Source organism: Kitasatospora sp. NPDC048662 (assembly GCF_055587065.1).
Genome location: NZ_JBVJHA010000002.1, coordinates 698,611 through 717,173 on the forward strand (window position 1 = coordinate 698,611; position 18,563 = coordinate 717,173).

Consider the following 18,563-nt stretch of genomic DNA (forward strand, 5'->3'; position numbering starts at 1 on the left):
GAAGGTGGCGGCCCGGCGACCGGTGGTGGAGATGCCGGGCAGGCCCTGCGGTCCGCCGTTGGTGCCCTCGGGGCGGGTGAACCTCACGCCGCCTCCCAGGGCGCGGGCCGCCGGGCGACGTCGCTCATCCGCACCAGCAACGCCACGATGATCCAGTTGGTGACCACCGAGGAACCGCCCTGCGCGATGAACGGCAGCGTCATGCCGGTCAGCGGGATCAGGTCGAGGACGCCGCCGGCCACCACGAACACCTGGATCGCGACCAGCGCGGCCAGGCCGATGGCGAGCAGCCGCCCGAACGGGTCGCGCAGCGCGATGCCGGTGCGAAAGCCCCGGGAGACCAGCAGCGCGTACAGCAGGAACACCGCGAGCAGGCCGGTCAGGCCGAGTTCCTCGCCGATGGTGGCGAGGATGAAGTCGGACTTGGTGGCGAAGCCGATCAGCGCGGAATGGCCGAGACCGAGACCGGTGCCGAGCTCACCGCCCCAGGCGAACGCGAACAGCGACTGGGCGATCTGGTTGGCGCCCTGCCCGGCCTCGATCGAGGCCAGCGGATGCAGCCAGTCGGAGACCCGGCTGTGCACGTGCGGCGACAGCCAGCCCACCCCGACCGCGGCGACGGCCGACAGCAGCAGGCCGATGACGATCCAGCCGGTGCGGGCGGTGGCCACGTACAGCATCACCACGAACAGGCCGAAGAACAGCAGCGAGGTGCCGAGGTCGGTCTCCAGGACCAGCACGCCGACGAACGCCGCCCAGATCAGCAGCACCGGCCCGAGCACCCGGCCGAGCGGCAACCGGAACCACAGCACCCGGCGGCCGGTCAGGGCGAGCGCGTCGCGGTGCCGTGCCAGGTACGCGGCGAAGAAGATCGCCAGCAGGATCTTGGCGAACTCGCCGGGCTGGAAGGACAGCGGGCCCAGCGTGATCCAGATCCGCGAGCCGTACACCGGCGGGAAGAACACCGGCAGCACCAGCAGGACGAGGGCCACGAACGCGCCGAGGTACGCGTAGCGCTGGAGCCGGCGGTGGTCGCGCAGCAGGAGCAGCACGGTAATGAACAGGCCCACGCCGAGGGTGGACCACAGCAGTTGGGTGGGGGCGGCCTCGTGGTGCGGGGTGTTGCGGTCCAGCCGGTAGATGACGACCAGTCCGATGCCGTTCAGCAGGACCGCGATCGGCAGCAGCAGCGGGTCCGCCCACTTCGCCCGCCAGCGCACCGCGCCGTGCGCGAGCAGGGCCAGCACACCGAGGGCCGCGCCGTACTGGGCGGCGTCCGGCGGCGCCTTGCCGTCGATGTTGACGCCCACCTCGACGTAGCCGAACACCGCCAACCCCACCGCGGCCACCACCAGCAGCAGTTCGGTCCACCGCCGGGGGCGCCGCGTGCCGGCCGCGTAGTCAGTGGCCACCAGCCGTCCTCGCCAGCTCGATGGGGGGAGGGACGGCGGGGTGCGAGCGACCCCGCCGGTACCGCTCGAGGGAGGGTCAGAGCGTGGACGCGGGGTTCGCCGCCCGGGCGATCTCCCGCAGGTGCTCCTCCTCCTGGTGGCTCAGCGAGGTCTGGAGCAGTTCGCCGCCGAACTGCGCGACCGCCGGGATCACCTTGTCCTGGGTGGCGGTGCGCACCAGCGCGAACACCGCGGCGCTGCCCGGGGACAGCTTCTGCCCGACCTGCCGCATGAAGTTGTCGTCCACGCCGGTGTCGGTGGTGGCACCGACGGCCGCGCCGGTCGCGCCGCCGATCGCCGCGCCGATCACCGGCATCAGGAACAGCAGGCCGATCACGCCGCCCCACAGGGCGCCGGAGGCCGCGCCCAGGCCGGTGTTGGAGACCGCCTGGTGGAGCTTGATCTTCCCGTCCGGGTGGCGCTCGACCACCACGATGTCCTCCAGGTCGATCAGCCGCTGCTTCTGCAGGCCGATCAGCTCGTCCCGGACCTTCTGTGCGGTGGTGACATCGGGGTAGGCGATCGCGAACAGGTTGCTCACAGCGGGGTTCCTTCCGGCAAGGCATCGGGCACGTCCCCAGCACCCTAGCCACCATCCGCCGCATTTAATCCCATCTACTGCGGTGTGTCCGGTTCCCTGCCGCTCACTCGCCCCGGCGCTCCGCCACGGCCACCGCCGCCCACCAGGCGGCCGCCGCCAGCGCCGCCGCACCCACGAGCGTCCACCACGGCACGGACAGCGCGTGGTGCCGCGAACCCAGCACCAGCGCCCGCACCACCACGTTGGCCGGCGAACCCGGCACCAGCAGCGCCAGCACCATCGCGGCCAGCCCCAGCGGCACCGCGTACTGCGCGCCCGCCACCACCGGACGGTTGCACACCGCGCCCACCGCCGCGCCCGTCAGCACGCACACCACGGTGGCCAGCACGCCGGCCGCCACCGCCACCCCGGAGCCGCCGCTGCCCACCAGCAGCACCGCCGCCAGCCCCGCCCCGCCCAGCGCCAGACCGGCCAGCGCCGCCGCCAGCAGCCCCGACAGGTGCACCCGCCGCCAACCCGCCGCCGCCACCAGGCAGGCCCGGGACTGCGCGGGCTCCGCCGTCACCGCCGAGCGCACCAGCCAGCCCGTCACCGGCACCAGCAGGCCCGCCGAGAACGCCGCCGCCGACAGCGCCTCGTCGCCGCTCGACACACCCAGGCCCATCAGCAGCAGGTACAGCAGCCCGGGCGGCAGCCAGCGCTGCGAGCGCAGCAGCAGCTCCAGGTGGTAGCGCGTCAGCATCCGCACCGTCATGACGCATCCTGCCGGACGGACCTGATGTGCACCGGCGGGTGGGCCGCCAGGAGGCGGCGCAGCAGCGCGTCGGAGTGCGCGGCCGGGACGTCCAGCCGGGTGGCGCCGTCGGCCAGCGGTTTGCGTTCGGGCCGGCCCGGGAGCCACTCGGGCAGCGTCTCGGCCTCGACCACGACCGCCGTACGCGGCCCGTCCTCCTCGACGCCGGGCAGCGGGACTTCGTGCAGCGTGCCGTCACTGACCCGGTGACCTTCGGTGGTCAGGCCCGCCAGCCGGGTCGGATCGTGGTCGACGAACACCACCAGGCCGCCGGCCGCGGCCCGTTCGGCGACCGCGCTGTCGAGTTCGCCGCGGGCGTTCTGGTCGAGCCCGGTCCACGCCTCGTCCAGCAACAGCAACTCGGCCTCGGCGAGCATCGCCTGAGCCACCGCGACCTTCTGGCACGTCCCCTTGGAGAGCCGGCCGATCGGGGTGCCCGCGTACCCGGCGATGCCGAACCGCTCCAGCCAGTGGTCGGCGCGCCGTCGCGCCTCCCCGTCGGACAGCCCGCGGATCCGGCCCAGGTGGCACAGGTAGCCGCGGGCGTCGAACGGCAGCGCGGGCGGGAACCGCTCCGGGACGTACGCCCGGCCGGCGGGCACCTCGACCGTTCCCCGCTCGGCGCGCTCGATACCGGCGAGCAGCTTCAGCAGCGTCGACTTGCCACTGCCGTTGGCGCCCTCGATCCGCACCAGGGAGCCCGGACGGAGCGTCAGCCCGACCTCCCGCAGAACCCACGGCCCCCCGCGTCCGTAGCGCTTTCCGACGCCCGCCAGACGCACCGTCATGTGCTCTCCCCGCCTGCTGTGCCGACCAGTTCAGCGTACGTCGCGCTCACCACCCGCATTGGGTGATTGGAACTGACGGTCCCTAGGATGCGGCGGTGATCACCCTTACCAAGAAACGACGGACGGCCCGCGGAGCCGCCCTGCTCGGGGCGCTGACGATAGTCGCCGGCACCGTGCTCGGCACCCTGCCCGCGCACGCCGACGAGCCCGGGGCCCCGCCCGCCGCGACCGAAGCGCCCAAGGTCGACCTCGTCCTGGACGGGTCGGGGTCGATGCGGACCGCCGACATCCAGGGCAAGAGCCGGATCGCGGTCGCCCAGCAGTCCATCAACGAGGTCATCGACGCACTGCCCGACGAGACCGAGTTCGGCCTGCGCACCCTCGGCGCGACCTACCCCGGCAGCGACCAGAAGGAAGGCTGCAAGGACACCAAGCAGCTCTTCCCCGTCGGCAAGACCAACAAGGTCGAGGCCAAGACCGCCGTCGCCACCGTCCGCCCGACGGGCTGGACCCCGATCGGCGTGGCGCTGCGCGCCGCCGCCCAGGACCTCGGTACCGGCCCGACCACCCGCCGGATCGTGCTGATCACCGACGGCGAGGACACCTGCGCCCCGCCCGACCCGTGCGACGTGGCCCGCGAACTCGCCAGCCAGGGCATCCACCTGGTGGTCGACACCCTCGGCCTGGCGCACGACGACAAGACCCGCCAGCAACTGCTGTGCATCGCCAACGCGACCGGCGGCACCTTCACCGACGTCCGCACCCAGGAACAGCTGACCCAGCGCGTCAAGCAGATCGTCACCCGCGCCCAGGACACCCACACCATCACCCCCGCGAAGGTGACCGGCGCCGAACAGTGCCCCAACGCGCCGATCCTGGCGCCCGGCGTGTACAGCGACCGGGAGAAGTTCTCCGAGCACCGGGTGTACCGGGTGCCGGTGAAGGCCGGCCAGGAACTGCGCGCCTCGGTCAGCGTCACCCCGGACCGGGCCGTCGCCCGTGACTACGGGGTCCTGCTGCAGGCCACCGACAGCAGCGGCCAGGAACTGGTCCGCGGCAGCGACGCCGGCTCCGGCCGCACCGACGTGGCGTCCACCGGCGTCCGCTGGTCCGCGCCCGGCACCGACTCGGCCTCCCCGTCGGCGAGTTCCGGCACCAAGGCGAGCACCGACCGCACCGTCTGCCTGATCGTCAGCAACTCCTTCGCCGGCCAGGCCGCCACACAGGCCGCCGACCCCGGACTGCCGCTGGAACTGACCGTCGACGTCGCCGCCGCCTCCCCCGCGCCCGACGGCGCCGCGATGGGCCTCGGCCGCGGCTGGATCCTGCTCGGTGTGCTCACCCTGGCCGGCCTGCTCGCCGGTCTGATCTTCGGCTGGCTGGCACGCTGGCGGATCGCCGTCTGGCGGGAGAACTGACGATGCGCAAGCTCTTCACCCTCGCGGCCCCAGCCGCCGCGCTCACCGGCCTGCTCCTGCTCGCCCCCTCCGCGAGTGCGGCTTCGCCGTCGCCCTCGCCGTCCGCGAGCGGCGGCACCAAGCCGGTACTCAACTCGGTCGGCACCAGCTTCCTCACCGCCACCACGCTGGCCGCCGGCCAGGACGCGGACGTGCCGGTCTCCACCGGCGACTACCTGTACTGGGCGTTCCCGGCCGCCGAAGGCCAGACCGCCACCGTCCAGGTCAAGGTCACCCTCCCGGACGCCGCCGACCGGCACGGCGCACAGACCTGGACCGTCGAACTCTTCGACGGCCTGCGCCGCCGCCAGGCCTGCACCGCAGGACCGCAGAACGGCAGCGCCGAACAGAGCGCCACCACCATCGCCCTGAGCTGCACCCTGCGGCAGATCCGCTCCTGGGCCGAGCCCTGGTCCGGCGACCCGCTGCCCGGCACCTACTACATCCGGCTCTCCACCAGCGACATCCCGCAGCAGGACCTCGGCCTCGCCTCCCAGGTCCACGTGCACGTCGCCACCACGGGCGGCCTCAACGACGCCCAGCCCGAAGGCGGGTCGCTCAAGGCCCCGCTCGTCCCGCCGGTCAACGCCGGCTCCACCGCGAGCGGGCCGGCGGCGACGCCCGCCCCCAGCGCGAGTGCCGCGTACGCGGCGGCCCCCACCGCGGAAGAGACCCACTGGTACTGGGACCTCTTCTCCGGCTGGAACACCCGCTGGTGGTGGACCGCCGCAGGCGGCATCCTCGCCGCCCTCGCCGGCGTCCTCGGCTACACCCTCACCCGCCACCCACGCGGCCACCGGCCGCACCACCACCAGCCGCACATGCCGGAATAGAGCTGCACAACCCTGGGAGAGCACAACCAGGGAGAGCACAGCCAGGGGCGCGGGGAACTGCGCGAGGCGGAAGGCACCCCACCGCAAGGTCGCGACGCAGGACAATGACCTGCACTTGATCGCGACCTTGCGAACGTGGTGAGCGCTTGTCGCGCAGTTCTCCCCCAGCCCTAGCGGGCCGGGAGGTACCCCCACGCGCCCCTGTTTTCGCGCCCATCCGCTCTCGTGCTACCCCTGAGCTCCGCGAGAATCCGCATCGCCGACATCCCCAGATCCGCCGGAACGGCCGTCCCGGGTGCGAAGTGGCGCTTGAGGACGTCCTCGGTGTAACGCCGGCACTTCTGGTGCCAGTTGAGGACTGCGGCCATCCAGTCCTCCAGCTCGTGGACGTACCCGTCGAGTGCCTCCGAAGCCTCCCCCTCGATGCCGAAGTCCTGCTTCAGCAGCGGCAGTTCGCCCTCCACCACGTGCTGGAACTGGCTCAGCCGGGAGCCCATCAGGTCGGCGACGATGTCCACCGCCACGGGGTACTCGCAGGAGAAGAAGTTCTCCACCACCCGGACCAGGTTGTGGAACTCCCCCTCGTACTCGATCTCCTTCTGGTACGAGTGCAGGTCGTTGACCAGGCAGGCGTAGTCCGCCGCCGAGTTCTCGATCGCCCGCATGGTGCCGCTCAGGTACACCTCCTCGGCGATCACCTCCCCGCGCCCGAGCCGGGACAGGCTCATCGTCAGGTCGGAGCCGAATGTCGCACGCCGCATCTCGATGTAGTCGACGGGGTCGGGGATGCGGTTCTGCGCGCCGTTGGCCAGCTCCCACAGCCAGCTGTCGATCATGTCGCCGACGGCCTTGCGGAACTTGGCCCGGGCGGAGGTGGAGAAGGGCACGATGGTGCGCTGCCAGAGGTCGGCGAGGCCGGCCTCCAGTGCGTTGCGCGGCGGGAAGGGGAGGCTTCCGTCGAGCGTCATCAGCGCGTACAGCCGCTCGTTGGTGAGCTTCGCGCCGGCGAGGTCGCGGGGGGCGCCGAAGACCGGGGGGTAGTAGTCGTCGGCGTAGGTGCCCCAGGTGAGCCAGGCGGAGCTGAGGTCGAGCTCGGCGGGGGTGCCGTCGGGGTCGATGCCGGCGGCGCACAGCGGGAAGTCGTAGTCGCGGAGCTTCTGTTCGGTCCAGATGTCGGAGGCGGGGACGCCGGGCTCGGGGTCGAGCAGGCCGAACTCGCGGGCCCAGTGGACGACGTTCTCTCGAGAGGCGTCCAGGTGCGGGTTGAGCGAGACGGCGTACGGCATCGGGAAGTCGGGCATCCGCGAGGGCCCGACCTTGCGGTGCGGGGTGTGGGCGAAGCTGCGCAGGCCGCGGATGCCCGCCGCGAGGCGGATGTTGGCGGCGGAGGTGCCGAGTCCCCTGGGGCCGGGGACGGGGGCTGCCGCGCCTCCGCCGTTCATGTAGCGGCTGGAGCGCATGTGCCATTCGTGGCCGCCGGACTGCCAGTCCTGCATGCCCTTGACGTACGCCAGGACGCGGGCGATCTCCTCCGGGCCGAGTGCGTACTCGGCGAACAGGCCCGGGAGTTCGGTGAGCGCGGTGTTCTCGAACTGCTGGAGGCGGGAGGTGAGCAGGTCGTTGACCGCGTTCGCGGCCTCCTGCGTGGAGCAGCCGAGGAAGGTCTCCAGCACCAGGACGCCGTTGGAGAGTTCGCCTTCCTCGCCGATCTCGCGCTCGTAGGAGAACAGGTCGTTGCGCAGGTGCACGCCGTCGGAGAAGGCGTCCCGCAGGACCCGCAGCGGACGGGAGTACGCGACCGCCTCGGGCACCTCGGCCTGCGCGGCGTACTCGACCAGGCCGGCCGACCAGGGGGCGCCGCCGACCTTGCGGCGCATCTCGATGTACTCGACGGGGTTGGAGACCCGGCCCTCGTTGATGTTGGAGAGCTCCCAGAGGGACTCGTTCAGCAGGTTCCGGGTGGATTCGGCGAACCGGGCCCGCCAGTCGGCCGACATGTGCGGGACGGTGCGCTGCCACAGGTCCGCCAGGCCCGCCTCGACCGGGTTGGTGGCCTCGGGGAAACCGTCGGCGAGGTCCATCGGCATGAAGGCGGGCAGCCGGTCCAGGTAGGCCTTGCCGCCCTCGCGGTCGAGGGTGCGCTTGAAGATCTCCAGGAAGTGGTCGTCGAAGAAGAAGACCCAGGTGTACCAGTCGGTGACGAGGTCGAGTGCCTCGCTGTCGCAGTCGGGGTGGGTGTAGGAGCAGAGCAGCGCGTAGTCGTGCGAGTCGAGATCGTGCTCCTCCCAGATGCCCGATCCCTCCAGCATGCCGAAGTCGCGCGCCCACTCCTTGGTGTGCACCCGCGCCTTCTCGTAGTGCGGGTTGATGCGCGCCGGGTACGGCACGTAGAAGTCCGGCAGTTCGAACGGCTGAGCCACTGGGTCCCGCCCCTTTTTCGACGACAGAGATCGGCGCGATGCCTAACGAGCCCTCCGACCCTCGGTCACCGGTACCCAACTCTGCCGCTCGGACGCCACAATCCACTCGTTCGAGTGAACTCCCGGATGATCTCCTGGCCTTGGGCGCTGTCAGACCCCTCCGACAGACTGTCACCGCCCGTGCCCCCGCACCCCGGAGGAGCTCCGCATGGCGTTCACCGACGAGACCTGGCGTCTGATGCGCGGCGACGGCCTGGTCGGCGAGATCCGCATCACCGACGCCGACTTCCCCTGGCTGTACGGAGACTTCCTGCCCGGCCCCGGCTGGCCCGCGGCCGAACCCGACTTCGCCGAGAACCGCCGGCTGAACCAGGCCGAGGAGTGGGAGGCCTGGGACCAGCACTACACCGAGCTGGAGAAGAGGTACACCCTGCACGCCCCGGAGGGCCCGGTCGCCGAGTTCCTGCTGCACATCAAGCCACCGCACGCGTGGTTCCGCTTCAGCGAGGAGCCGTTCGAGGACGACTGACGCCCCGTCCCGTCAGGCCTGTGGCTGGAAGACCCGGGCCTGAGCCGGGTCGCTGCTCCAGTCGACCTGCCAGCCGCGGCTCGCGGCCAGAGCGGCCAGCCCGTCGAGGCCGATGCCCCGGTAGTAGCGCCGCCGGATGCTCGTGCTGGGCACCAGATCCTTGCCCTTGTACTTGTAGCGGTACTTCGCGTTGTGCCCCAGGCGCGACCGCACCCTGGCCAGCCCCTGCTCGATGCCCCGGTCGAGTGCCCGCGCGGCCCAGGCCTCCCACTCCTCGCGGGTGCCGCGCCGCTCCAGGCGGTAACGGCTCGGCGTGAGCACGAACTTGGACGCGCCGGGCTCGGCCGTTCCGTCGAGCGCCACCGAGCCGTCCAGGAAGTCCCAGGTGATCCGGAACGGCAGCCAGAACCACTGCAGGCCGAACTGGAGCCGCAGCCCGAACGCGGAGCGCCGCGGCAGCGGGCCGGTGCGGGTGCCGGGCGGGGCCGGGGGGTGCCAGGTGCTCATCCGAATGCCTCCAGGATCTCCGCGTCGAGGCTGCCGGCCCGGGCGGTGCACGCGCCGAGCCGCAGTTCGATCTTCGAATACCGGGCGCAGGCTACCTTCCGCCGCCGAGGGGGCCGGCCGACGGGGCGTCAGGGCAGCGCGAGCGTGAGCGGCCGCGCGGGGCTGCCGGGGTCGAGGCGGTAGCTCCAGTCGGCGGGCACCAGCAGGCACTGGGCGGCGCGCAGGCGCAGCGTGCTGCGGCCGGCGGCGGAGCCGGGGGGTGGGCTCAGCTGGATCTCCGCGGCGCCGCGCCGTTGCACCAGCAGCACCGCGACGTGGCCGCGCCGCCACGGCCCGGCGGGACGGTCGGCGACGGCCCGTACGGGGCGGGCCAACTCCCGTTCCAGTGCGGCGGCCAGCGCGTCGGCGGAGCCGTCCGGAGAGGGCTCCTGTTCGCTCCACATCAGCGCCGGGGCGGAGCGGGCGGTGCCGCCCCGCAGGAAGGCCGCCAACTCGGCCACCTGGCCGTCCTGTTCCGGGGACGGCCGGTCCTCCTCCTCGTACCACTGCACGACTGCCACCCTTCCGGAGCGGGCACCGAGCCGTCTCGGGGACCGTCGAGCCATCCTGGGGCGCCGTCAAACCTGGCGGACAGTCACGAGATCGCGCGACACCGGCCCGGTGCGACGGCCGCCCGGCGAGGTGCGGCCTTTCGCCCGGTTCGATCTGTTTCGTCCCCTGGTCACTTTGCTGCCAGCGCAGTTGATGAGGTGGGCACCCGGTGGTCCCGGGCCTACCCGCCGGACATGCTGGATGCAGGCCGATCAACACCGGGCGCCACGCCCGACAGGCCCGTTCCCCACACCGCAACCGCCCTCGGAGGCCCCCCATGAAGCGCGCCCTCGCCCTCGCCGCCGTCACCGTCGCGGCCCTGTTCGCCGCCGTTTCCCCGGCCTCCGCCGACACCGCCCCGGCCGCCCCCACCACGCTGCAGCAGCAGCTGCCGACCGAGCTGCCCACCACCCCGCTGGGCGGGGACACCTCGTGGGGCGGCGCCTGCGAGACCCCCAACTGCCAGCCCTGGAACTGACCCCCGCTGCCACCTCGACCTCCGGGAGTTCCCACCATGCACACCTCCACCGTCCAGCAGCCCGCTGCCGCCATCGAGTTCAGTCGCCGCGAGCTCCAGGTCCTGCACCTGGTCGGCGAGGGCGCCAGCTACGCGACGATCGCCCGCCGGCTGGGGCTCAGCCCGCACACCGTGGACACCTACCTGCGCCGGATCCGCGCCAAGTCCGGTGTCAGCTCGCAGGTGCAGCTCGCCCTGCTGGCCTCCCGGCTGCCCGCACTGGCGGCCGCCTGAGGAGGCAAAGGGGGGTGCAGCTGGGTGCACCCAGGCCGGGCAGGTGGCTGCAATGGCACGGGCCGCCCCACCCGGGATCGTCATGGGTGACAGGACGATCCCGACCGAGAGGCGAACTCCCATGCGCAACACCCGGACCGGCTGGTTCGGCCCCGCCGCGCTCTTCCTCGCGGTGGCCTTTCCGGCCGCCGGCCTGCTGGGCGCCGTCCAGCCGCTCACCGGACTGCCCGACGAAGTCCTCCAACTGACCCAGTTCGGCCCGGCGTTGGGCGTGGCCGCGGTCGCCCTGATGCGGCCGTCGCAGGTGTGGGGCCTGCTGACGGCCGGCGGGGCGCGCGGCCCGCGCGGGCCGCTGCTGCTCAGCGCCCTGGCGATCACCGCGCTGGCGGTGGCCGGCGCGCTGCTGCTGCACGGCAGCGTCCCGGTGCGCGACCCGGGTTCGCTGGCCGCCCCGTTCGGGGTGATCGTGGTGGCCCAACTGGTCGGCGCGTGCGGCGAGGAGATCGGCTGGCGCTGCCTGCTGCAGCCACTGCTGCGCACCCGTTTCGGGCCGCTCGGCTCGTCCGCCGCGGTCGGCCTCCTCTGGGGCTGCTGGCATGTGCAGGTGTTCGCGCAGGCCCCGGCGTACGCGGCCGGGTTCCTGGCGGCGACGATCGCCATGTCGGTGCTGCTCGGCCTGGCCTGGGAGCGGATCGGCGCCCACCGGCTGCTGCTCGCCGGCGGCTTCCACACCCTGGTGAACCTGGGCATGCTGCTGTTCCTGGACGAGGAGTCCGGCGCGGTGGAGCCGATGCTGCTGTTCGGCGCGGCGGGCGTGCTGGTCGCGCTGCCCTGGGTCCTGGCCGACCGCCGCCCGGCCCGTACGGATAGGCTCGCGACGACATGACGGACCGACAGATGCGCATCCCGGGACCACTGGTCGCTCTCGGCCGGTGCCAACGACTGTCCCTGGACGCCCTGGTGACGTCCCTGCGCTCGCTCGCGGTGCTCGGCGCGCTGATGCTGCTGCCGGTCGGCCTGGGTCTGCTGCTGCTGCCGTCCGCGGCCGGCCTGCTGCGCCGCGGCAGCGACCGCGAACGCGACCGCACCGCCCGCTGGACGGGCACCGTGATCGACCCGCCCGAACCGCTGCCCGCCGCCCCGACCGTCACCGGCCGGGCGGTGGCGGTGCTCGGCTCCCACGCGTTCTGGCGCGACCTCGCCTGGTGCTGCTTCGGCCCGTGGACCACCGGCCTGCTGGTCGCCGTCCCGCCGACGCTGGTCGGTTTCGGCCTGTTCGGCGCGCTGGTGCAGCCGTTCATCTGGCAGTACCTCGGCCCGGACAACTGGTACGCCTTCGTCCCGGTGGAGTCCACCGCCACCGCGCTCACCGCCGCCGCGCTCGGCCTGGCCTTCGTCGCGGCGGGCCTGTGGCTGGCCGTCCGGGTGCTGGTCCGCTACGGCGAGTGGACCGGCCGCCTGCTGGGCGACCCGTACGCGACCCGGCTGGAGCGCCGGATCGGTCAGCTGACGGACAGCCGCGCCGACGCCCTCGACACCCAGGCCGCCGAACTGCGCCGGATCGAACGCGACCTGCACGACGGCGCGCAGGCCCGGCTGGTCGCCCTCGGCCTGACCCTCGACCAGGCCGACCGGCTGGTCGACAGCGACCCGGCCGCCGCCCGCCGGCTGCTCGGCGAGGTCCGGGCCAGCTCCGAGCGGGCCCTGCAGGAACTGCGCGACCTCGTGCACGGCATCCTCCCGCCGGTGCTCGCCGACCGCGGCCTGCCCGACGCCGTCCGCTCGCTCGCCCTGGACGCCTTCCTGGACGTCGAGGTGGACGCCGACCTGCCCGGCCGGCTGCCCGCCGCCGTCGAGGGCGCCGCCTACTTCGCGATCGCCGAACTGCTCGCCAACGCGGGCAAGCACTCCGGCGGCAGCACCGTACGGATCCGGCTGCGCTGCGCCGACGGCCTGCTGCGGGCCACCGTCACCGACGACGGCCGCGGCGGCGCCGACCCGTCCGGCGGCAGCGGCCTGGCCGGGGTACGCCGCCGACTGGCCGCCTTCGACGGCACCCTCGCCCTGGTCAGCCCGCCGGGCGGACCGACCACCGCGACCCTGGAGCTCCCGTGCGCGTCGTCCTCGCCGAAGACCTCTTCCTCCTCCGTGACGGCCTGAGCCGCACCCTCACCGAACACGGCTTCGAGGTCGTCGCCGCCGTCGACAACGGCCCCGAACTGCTGCGCGCCCTGCGCGAGCTGCGCCCCGACGTGGCCGTCGTCGACATCCGCCTGCCGCCCACCCACACCGACGAGGGCCTGCAGGCCGCGCTCACCGTCCGCCGCGAACGCCCCGGTCTGCCGGTGCTGGTGCTGTCCCAGTACGTGGAGCAGCTGTACGCGCAGGAGCTGCTCGCCGACGGGCAGGGCGCGGTCGGCTACCTGCTCAAGGACCGGGTCACCCACACCGCGCAGTTCATCGACGCCGTCCGCACCGTCGCCTCCGGCGGCACCGTGATGGACCCGCAGGTGATCGCCCGTCTGATGGCCCGCTCCACCGCCCGCGGCACCACCGCCGACCTGTCGCCCCGCGAACTCGACGTGCTGCGCCTGATGGCCGAGGGACGCTCCAACGCCGCCGTGATGGCCGAACTGCACATCGGCGAGAGCGCGGTGGCCAAGCACACCGCCGCGATCTTCGGCAAGCTCCGGATCGACAACACTCCGGACGCCAACCGCCGGGTGCTGGCCGTGCTCGCCTATCTGAAGCGCTGATGCCCCGGCGCCGGGCGGTCGGGCTCGTAGAGTCCTGAGGGTCCGCCGCCCGCCGAGCCCGGAGTTCCCCCTTGCTCGCCGAACCGTCACCCGCGCCGCCACTGCCGCCCACCGCCGGTGCGGGCCGAGGCGGCCGGGCCCGGGAGGCGTTCTTCGACAACGCCAAGCTGCTGGCCCTGGTCCTGGTGGTCTGCGGGCACTTCTGGGAGCCGCTGGCCCGGCAGCCCGGGCACCGGGCGGTGCACGCGGCGTACCTGCTGGTGTACGCCTTCCACATGCCGGTGTTCGTGTTCGTCTCCGGCTGGTTCTCCCGCTCCTTCACCGCCCGGCCTGGCCAGGTCGACCGGCTGATCGGCGGCGTGCTGGCGCCCTACCTGCTGTGGACCACGCTGCTCGGCGGATTCACGGTGTGGCTGGACGGCCGGCCGTTCCGCCTGGACCTGCTCACCCCCGCCTGGGTCACCTGGTTCCTGCTGTCGCTGTTCCTGTGGCGGCTGAGCGCACCGCTGTGGCGGCAGTTGCGCGCGCCGGTCACCGTCGCCGTCGCGATCGCGCTGCTCGCCGGGGCCCTCCCGCTCACCCCGCAGCTGTCGATCGGCCGGACCCTCCAGTTCCTGCCGTTCTTCGTCGCCGGCCTCACCCTCGACCGCGACCGGGTCCTCGCCCTGCGCGGCCACCGCGCCCTGCGGATCGCGGCCGTTCCGCTGTTCGCGCTCGCCGCCGTCGCCGCGTACTGGGCGGTGCCACGCCTGGACGCCGCTTGGCTGTACCGCAGCACGAGCGCCGCCGGCCTGCACTCCGGGTACCTGCACTGGGCGGCCCTCTCGCTGGCCCTGGGCATCGCCGGGGCGGTGCTCGGCACGGCCTTCCTCGCCCTCACGCCCACCCGGCACGCCTGGTTCACGACGCTCGGCGCGGCGGGCCCGTCCGCCTTCCTGGTCCACCCCTTCCTCCAGCTCATCCTGGTCCACCGGGGCGCCTACGACGGGGCCTTCCTCGCCTCCCCGGCGGGCCAACTCGCCCTCACCGCCGGGGCCGCCGCGCTCACCCTGCTGCTCTCCACTCCCCCGGTGACCCGCCTGCTGCGGCCGCTGCTCGCCCCGCGGCTCGGCCTGCTGCTGCGCCGGTAGCCGTTCGCCTCCGGAAGCCGGTCCGCCGCCCGCCGGTGATCGCTAAGCTGCCGGGGCGGTGGTGGAACGATCACGGAGGAACGGCTTGCTGGGCGAGTGGATCAGGGTGCCGGTCGGCGACGACTCCGCCCGGTGGACCACCCGGGGCGAATGCCGGCGGGTCCTGCTGGTGGCGCACAACGTCACCTCGGCGACCCGGCTGCTCGACGTGGTCGGCCTGTTCCGCGACGATCTGCGCATCCAACTGCTGGCCACCTGCCCGGGCAGCTCCCCGTTCCGCTTCGGCCTGCCCGAACTCCTCCACGCCCTGGGCATCCCGGTCGTCCCCTGGGAGCAGGCCCTCGACCTCGCTCCCGAGTTGGCGATCTCGGCCAGCTTCGGCGGTCAACTCCACGAGCTCAAAAGCCAGTTGATCGTCCTTTCGCACGGCGTTGGCTACAATAAGAAGCTGGCAACACCGGACACCGGACACCGGACACCGGACACCGGACACCGGACACCGGGGAGTCGGGGGCCGGGGCGCCGGTGTTCGGACTGTCGCGCGAGTGGCTGCTCCACGACGGGGTTCCGGTCGCCGATGCGCTGGTGCTGTCCCACCCCGACCAGCTCGACCGTCTCGCGGCGGCCTGCCCGGAGGCGGCCCACACGGCGGTTCTCGGCGGTGACCCGTGCTTCGACCGCATCCTCGCGGCCCGCCCCCGCCGCGACGCGTTCCGCCGGGCCTTCGGCGTCCGGCCGAACCAGCGCCTGATCGTCCTCAACTCGACCTGGAACCCGACCTCCCTGTTCGGCGACGGCGGCGCGGAGGACGTCCTGCCGCTGCTGCTCTCCCGGCTGCCCGAGCTGCCGCTGGACGAGTACCGGGTCGCCGTGGTGCTGCACCCCAACGTGTGGCACGGCCACGGTCCCGGCCAGGTCCGGCTCTGGCTCGACGGCGCCCGCCGGGCGGGGGCGACCCTGATCGACCCGGTAGCGGACTGGCGGCAGGCACTGATCGCCGCGGACGCCGTGATCGGCGACTTCGGCTCGGTGAGCTACTACGCGGCGGCGCTGGGCACCCCGGTGGTGCTGGCAGCCGCCGGTACGTCCGTCCTCGACGACGGCTCACAGGTCGCCGAGTTCGTCCGGGAGGCCCCAAAGCTCGATCCGCACGCGCCGCTCGCCCCGCAGCTGGCGGACCTGCTCGCCCGGGGTGCGGTGCCCGCCGGACCGGCCGAGCTGACCAGCTCCCGCCCGGGCGAGTCCGCCGGGCTGCTGCGCGCCCTGTTCCACCGCCTCCTCGACCTCCCCGAGCCGCCCGCACCCGCCCTGCTCGACCTGCTGCCCCTGCCCGCCCATCAGCCGCCCGTGGTGACGGCGCCCGTCCGGGTCCTGGCTCACCCCCGCGCGGACGGCACGGTCGGGATACGCCGCTTCGCCGGCCCCCGCTACGAGCCGGAGGGCCCCGGCACCGCCCAGCTGGTCGTGCACGAGGACACCCTGGACCCGGGAACCCTGGCCCTCGCCGACGTCATCCTCCGCCACGGTTCCCCCGACGACCCACGCCTCGACCCGCCGCTCGCCTGGGCCGAACGCACCCTGCGCCGTCACCGCGCCTGCACCCTGGCCGTCCAGATCACCGGCCCGACCACCTGCACGGCACGCCACCGCTCCGGCGCGGCCGTGGAGTTGACCACCACCCCCGACGGCCTCGACCCGGCCACCGCCGCCTCCGCCCTGCTCGCCCTGGGCCCGACCGCACCGTCGCTGACCGTCCGCACCGGCGGGGCGGCTCACCGGGTGACGGTCACTCAGTTCCATTGACGCGCAGCGGCCCCGACTCACCGGGCGACGGTCACTCGCCCTCGTCCCCGCACAGCGAGCGCAGCACCGCCAGCGGCATCAGGTGGAACACCGCGCCGCCGCGCTCCAGCAGTACCCCGGCCTCGTCCAGCAGCGGCAGCGCCTGCGGCCCGTGCCCCTGGTCGATGAGCGTCTGGGCCAGGTCGGTGAGCGCGCGGGCGAGGTTGTACCCCTCCCCCGTGCCGCGGAAGAACGCCACCGCCTGCTCGATCGACGCCCGGGCCTCCTCGAACCGGCCCAGTCCGCGCAGCGCCCGGCCGCGGTGCCGGCCGAGCAGGGCGCGGGCCCGGGGCAGGTCGGCCTGTCCGCTGTCACCGTCCCCGATGCCGTCGAGCAGTCCGACGGCCCGGTCGAAGCACTCCAGTGCCTCGGCCCAGCGCCACTGGCGGAGCCTCAGCAGCCCGAGCGTCTCCACGGCGGTGGCCTGCCCGCGCAGGTGACCGTCCGCCCGTTCGACGTCTGCGGCCAGTACCAGCTGCTGCTCGGCCTCGCCGAACTCCTGCAACTCGGTGAGCGCCAGCGCGAGTTGGACGTGCATCCGGGCCGCCGTCGAAGCTCCGGCAGCGGACGCGGCCCGCGCACCGGCGCGCAGCGCGGGCAGCAGCTCGTCGTGCCGCCCGGCCTTCAGCTGGACCGCCCACAGCGCCTCGACCAGCTGGCAGACCACCTCGGGCGCGGCGAACTCCTCGGCGGCGCACACGGCTTCCACCAGGTTGGGCAGCTCCGCCCCGAGTGCCGCCAGCGCCGCGGCCTCGTCGGGGTAGCCGTCCGGGCCGAGCTCCGCGTACAGCGGGCCGAGGTGCCAGCGCTGCGGGAGCGCCGCGTGGTCGGCCCGGACGGCGAGGCGCAGGTAGTGCTCGACGGTGCGCCGCACGGCAGCGGTGCAGGCCGCGAGGCCGTCCTCCCGCACCGCCGCCGCCTCGGCGTGCCGGCGGACGGCCGGGCGGTAGCGGTGGCGGCCGTCGAGCGCGGTCTCCAGCAGTCCGGCGGCGGCCAGTTCGTCCAGTGCCTCGACGGCCTCCGCCTCGGTCAGTCCGGTGGCGGCCGCGGCGGCGCCGGGGCCGATCGCGGGCCACTGGCGCAGCGCGCAACTGCGGTACACCAGAGCGCTGTTCGGCGTGAGGCGGGCGTACCGGTCGGCCGTCGCGGCCTCCACGGGGTCGGCGAAGACCTGCCCGGCGAGGGCCCGGGGCGCGGCCTCGCCCAGTACGGGGGCGGCGGCGCGCAGCGCGAACGGCGATCCGGCGCAGCGTTCCAGCACCCCGGGCAGGGTGGCCTTGGCGGCGCTGACGGCGTGTTTGCCGGCCAGGTCGGTGAGCAGCCGGCGGGCGTCCTTGTCGGCGAGCGGGCCGACGGGGATGTTCAGCGCGTCCAGCCCGGCCAGCGGGCGGCGCGCGGTGATGAGGGTGACCACGCCGGGTGCGGCGGTGAGCAGCGGCCGCACCTGGGCGGCCGAGTGCGCGTGGTCGAGGACGACCAGCAGCCGTCGCCCGGCCAGCAGTTGACCGAAGCGTTCGGCCCGGTCCTCGACGGTGGCGGGCAGCTGGTCGGCGGGTACGCCGAGCCGTTGCAGGAAGCGGCGCAGCACGGTCGCCGGGTCGGCGGCGCCCTGCGGTCCGGCGGCGCGCAGGTCGGCGTACAGCTGCCCGTCGGGGAACCGGTGGGTCTCCCGCCCTCCCCAGTGGATCGCCACCGCGCTGGTGCCGATGCCGTCCGGGCCGTGCAGCAGCACCTGCCGGGGCCGGCCGTCGGGCTTGCGGCCGGCTTCCTTGTCGAGTGCGGCGAGCGGCCCCTTGCGGTCGGTGAAGTACCGGGTGGAGACCGGCAGCAGCCGCGGCGCCGCATCGGCTGCCGTGCCCTCCCGGTCGGCCAGACCGGTCAGCCAGGCGGCCAGCGCCCGGGCGTGCGCGGGGTCCTTGCGCGCCCCCTCGACCAGCAGCCGGGCGAGCTCCTCGCGTTCCTCGGCCCCGGCGGGCGCCGTGAGCTGACGTCCGGTCACCCGCTGGGCCAGGTTGCCGATCGACTCCCACGCCCACTTCCCGGCCTCCCCGGCCATCGCCGACCCGACCGCGGCCAGCACCCCCGTGACCGCCGAGACCGACAGCGGATCGATCATGCCCACCCCTCAGAACCGTGCGCGAAGACCGCGACCTCCGCCCACTCCACCCGACGCG

19 protein-coding genes are annotated in these 18,563 nt (G+C 73.8%); 10 read left to right on the plus strand and 9 right to left on the minus strand.

The window, feature by feature from the left end; genetic code table 11:
- Positions 1 to 83: 83 nt before the first annotated feature.
- From ACZ6R9_RS09105 to ACZ6R9_RS09120, 4 genes are all read right to left on the minus strand, one after another.
- Positions 84 to 1,412, minus strand: coding sequence for an FtsW/RodA/SpoVE family cell cycle protein (locus ACZ6R9_RS09105; protein ID WP_465537371.1), 1,329 nt, complete (start codon positions 1,410 to 1,412; stop codon positions 84 to 86).
- A gap of 76 nt (positions 1,413 to 1,488) precedes the next feature.
- Complete coding sequence (locus ACZ6R9_RS09110) at positions 1,489 to 1,992, minus strand: DUF1269 domain-containing protein (RefSeq protein WP_380479657.1); 504 nt, start codon at positions 1,990 to 1,992, stop codon at positions 1,489 to 1,491.
- A 103-nt stretch (positions 1,993 to 2,095) separates the two neighbouring features.
- Positions 2,096 to 2,746, minus strand: a complete 651-nt coding sequence (locus ACZ6R9_RS09115; RefSeq protein WP_380479655.1) for an ABC transporter — start codon at positions 2,744 to 2,746, stop codon at positions 2,096 to 2,098.
- Positions 2,743 to 3,573, minus strand: a complete 831-nt coding sequence (locus ACZ6R9_RS09120; protein WP_465537373.1) for an ABC transporter ATP-binding protein — start codon at positions 3,571 to 3,573, stop codon at positions 2,743 to 2,745. The genes ACZ6R9_RS09115 and ACZ6R9_RS09120 overlap by 4 nt, the downstream gene beginning before the upstream one ends.
- Positions 3,574 to 3,668: 95 nt before the next feature.
- Here ACZ6R9_RS09120 and ACZ6R9_RS09125 point away from each other — a divergent pair, with 95 nt between their 5' ends.
- Together ACZ6R9_RS09125 and ACZ6R9_RS09130 are read left to right on the plus strand one after the other, a co-directional pair.
- Entirely contained in the window at positions 3,669 to 4,991 is a 1,323-nt protein-coding gene (locus ACZ6R9_RS09125) for a VWA domain-containing protein (protein WP_380479651.1), read from the plus strand.
- Between the two features lie 2 nt (positions 4,992 to 4,993).
- A complete protein-coding gene (locus ACZ6R9_RS09130; RefSeq protein WP_465537375.1) occupies positions 4,994 to 5,863 on the plus strand; it encodes a peptidase in 870 nt (289 codons plus the stop codon).
- 170 nt (positions 5,864 to 6,033) lie between these two features.
- Here ACZ6R9_RS09130 and ACZ6R9_RS09135 read toward each other — a convergent pair whose 3' ends face one another.
- A complete protein-coding gene (locus tag ACZ6R9_RS09135) occupies positions 6,034 to 8,283 on the minus strand; it encodes a terpene synthase family protein (protein ID WP_465537376.1) in 2,250 nt (749 codons plus the stop codon).
- Between the two features lie 208 nt (positions 8,284 to 8,491).
- Here ACZ6R9_RS09135 and ACZ6R9_RS09140 point away from each other — a divergent pair, with 208 nt between their 5' ends.
- Positions 8,492 to 8,812: a hypothetical protein gene (locus tag ACZ6R9_RS09140; RefSeq protein WP_380479645.1), complete on the plus strand. Its 321-nt coding sequence runs from the start codon at positions 8,492 to 8,494 to the stop codon at positions 8,810 to 8,812.
- Between the two features lie 12 nt (positions 8,813 to 8,824).
- Here the strand turns inward: ACZ6R9_RS09140 and ACZ6R9_RS09145 are convergent, their stop codons facing one another.
- Positions 8,825 to 9,319: a hypothetical protein gene (locus tag ACZ6R9_RS09145; protein WP_465537378.1), complete on the minus strand. Its 495-nt coding sequence runs from the start codon at positions 9,317 to 9,319 to the stop codon at positions 8,825 to 8,827.
- Positions 9,320 to 9,447: 128 nt separating this feature from the next.
- On the minus strand, positions 9,448 to 9,870 hold the full coding sequence (locus ACZ6R9_RS09150; protein ID WP_380479642.1) for a hypothetical protein: 423 nt from the start codon (positions 9,868 to 9,870) through the stop codon (positions 9,448 to 9,450).
- 317 nt (positions 9,871 to 10,187) lie between these two features.
- Here ACZ6R9_RS09150 and ACZ6R9_RS09155 point away from each other — a divergent pair, with 317 nt between their 5' ends.
- From ACZ6R9_RS09155 to ACZ6R9_RS09180, 6 genes are all read left to right on the plus strand, one after another.
- A complete protein-coding gene (locus ACZ6R9_RS09155) occupies positions 10,188 to 10,388 on the plus strand; it encodes a hypothetical protein (protein ID WP_380479640.1) in 201 nt (66 codons plus the stop codon).
- 36 nt (positions 10,389 to 10,424) lie between these two features.
- Positions 10,425 to 10,661: a response regulator transcription factor gene (locus ACZ6R9_RS09160; RefSeq protein WP_380479639.1), complete on the plus strand. Its 237-nt coding sequence runs from the start codon at positions 10,425 to 10,427 to the stop codon at positions 10,659 to 10,661.
- A 121-nt stretch (positions 10,662 to 10,782) separates the two neighbouring features.
- The gene (locus tag ACZ6R9_RS09165; protein WP_465537381.1) at positions 10,783 to 11,547 is read left to right on the plus strand and encodes a lysostaphin resistance A-like protein; all 765 of its coding nucleotides are present in this window, start codon (positions 10,783 to 10,785) and stop codon (positions 11,545 to 11,547) included.
- A complete protein-coding gene (locus ACZ6R9_RS09170) occupies positions 11,544 to 12,821 on the plus strand; it encodes a sensor histidine kinase (protein WP_465537382.1) in 1,278 nt (425 codons plus the stop codon). The genes ACZ6R9_RS09165 and ACZ6R9_RS09170 overlap by 4 nt, the downstream gene beginning before the upstream one ends.
- Positions 12,773 to 13,417, plus strand: a complete 645-nt coding sequence (locus ACZ6R9_RS09175) for a response regulator transcription factor (RefSeq protein ID WP_380479633.1) — start codon at positions 12,773 to 12,775, stop codon at positions 13,415 to 13,417. The genes ACZ6R9_RS09170 and ACZ6R9_RS09175 overlap by 49 nt, the downstream gene beginning before the upstream one ends.
- 71 nt (positions 13,418 to 13,488) lie before the next feature.
- Positions 13,489 to 14,547, plus strand: coding sequence for an acyltransferase family protein (locus ACZ6R9_RS09180; RefSeq protein WP_465537384.1), 1,059 nt, complete (start codon positions 13,489 to 13,491; stop codon positions 14,545 to 14,547).
- 70 nt (positions 14,548 to 14,617) lie between these two features.
- Here ACZ6R9_RS09180 and ACZ6R9_RS09185 read toward each other — a convergent pair whose 3' ends face one another.
- Positions 14,618 to 14,974 carry a hypothetical protein gene (locus ACZ6R9_RS09185; protein ID WP_465537385.1) on the minus strand — a complete coding sequence of 119 codons (357 nt, stop codon included), beginning with the start codon at positions 14,972 to 14,974 and terminating at the stop codon, positions 14,618 to 14,620.
- 98 nt (positions 14,975 to 15,072) lie between these two features.
- On the opposite strand from ACZ6R9_RS09185, the gene ACZ6R9_RS09190 reads away from it, so the two are divergent.
- A complete protein-coding gene (locus ACZ6R9_RS09190) occupies positions 15,073 to 16,350 on the plus strand; it encodes a hypothetical protein (RefSeq protein ID WP_465537387.1) in 1,278 nt (425 codons plus the stop codon).
- Positions 16,351 to 16,381: 31 nt separating this feature from the next.
- Here ACZ6R9_RS09190 and ACZ6R9_RS09195 read toward each other — a convergent pair whose 3' ends face one another.
- The gene (locus tag ACZ6R9_RS09195) at positions 16,382 to 18,505 is read right to left on the minus strand and encodes a tetratricopeptide repeat protein (protein ID WP_465537389.1); all 2,124 of its coding nucleotides are present in this window, start codon (positions 18,503 to 18,505) and stop codon (positions 16,382 to 16,384) included.
- Between the last annotated feature and the right edge of the window lie 58 nt (positions 18,506 to 18,563).

What these genes read in the sequence shown, in the direction of transcription:
- ACZ6R9_RS09115 (WP_380479655.1), bottom strand. Translation starts at nt 2,746, where the DNA reads ATGACGGTGCGGATGCTGACGCGCTACCACCTGGAGCTGCTGCTGCGC.
- ACZ6R9_RS09120 (WP_465537373.1), bottom strand. Translation starts at nt 3,573, where the DNA reads ATGACGGTGCGTCTGGCGGGCGTCGGAAAGCGCTACGGACGCGGGGGG.
- ACZ6R9_RS09130 (WP_465537375.1), top strand. Translation starts at nt 4,994, where the DNA reads ATGCGCAAGCTCTTCACCCTCGCGGCCCCAGCCGCCGCGCTCACCGGC.
- ACZ6R9_RS09140 (WP_380479645.1), top strand. Translation starts at nt 8,492, where the DNA reads ATGGCGTTCACCGACGAGACCTGGCGTCTGATGCGCGGCGACGGCCTG.
- ACZ6R9_RS09145 (WP_465537378.1), bottom strand. Translation starts at nt 9,319, where the DNA reads ATGAGCACCTGGCACCCCCCGGCCCCGCCCGGCACCCGCACCGGCCCG.
- ACZ6R9_RS09155 (WP_380479640.1), top strand. Translation starts at nt 10,188, where the DNA reads ATGAAGCGCGCCCTCGCCCTCGCCGCCGTCACCGTCGCGGCCCTGTTC.
- ACZ6R9_RS09160 (WP_380479639.1), top strand. Translation starts at nt 10,425, where the DNA reads ATGCACACCTCCACCGTCCAGCAGCCCGCTGCCGCCATCGAGTTCAGT.
- ACZ6R9_RS09165 (WP_465537381.1), top strand. Translation starts at nt 10,783, where the DNA reads ATGCGCAACACCCGGACCGGCTGGTTCGGCCCCGCCGCGCTCTTCCTC.
- ACZ6R9_RS09170 (WP_465537382.1), top strand. Translation starts at nt 11,544, where the DNA reads ATGACGGACCGACAGATGCGCATCCCGGGACCACTGGTCGCTCTCGGC.
- ACZ6R9_RS09195 (WP_465537389.1), bottom strand. Translation starts at nt 18,505, where the DNA reads ATGATCGATCCGCTGTCGGTCTCGGCGGTCACGGGGGTGCTGGCCGCG.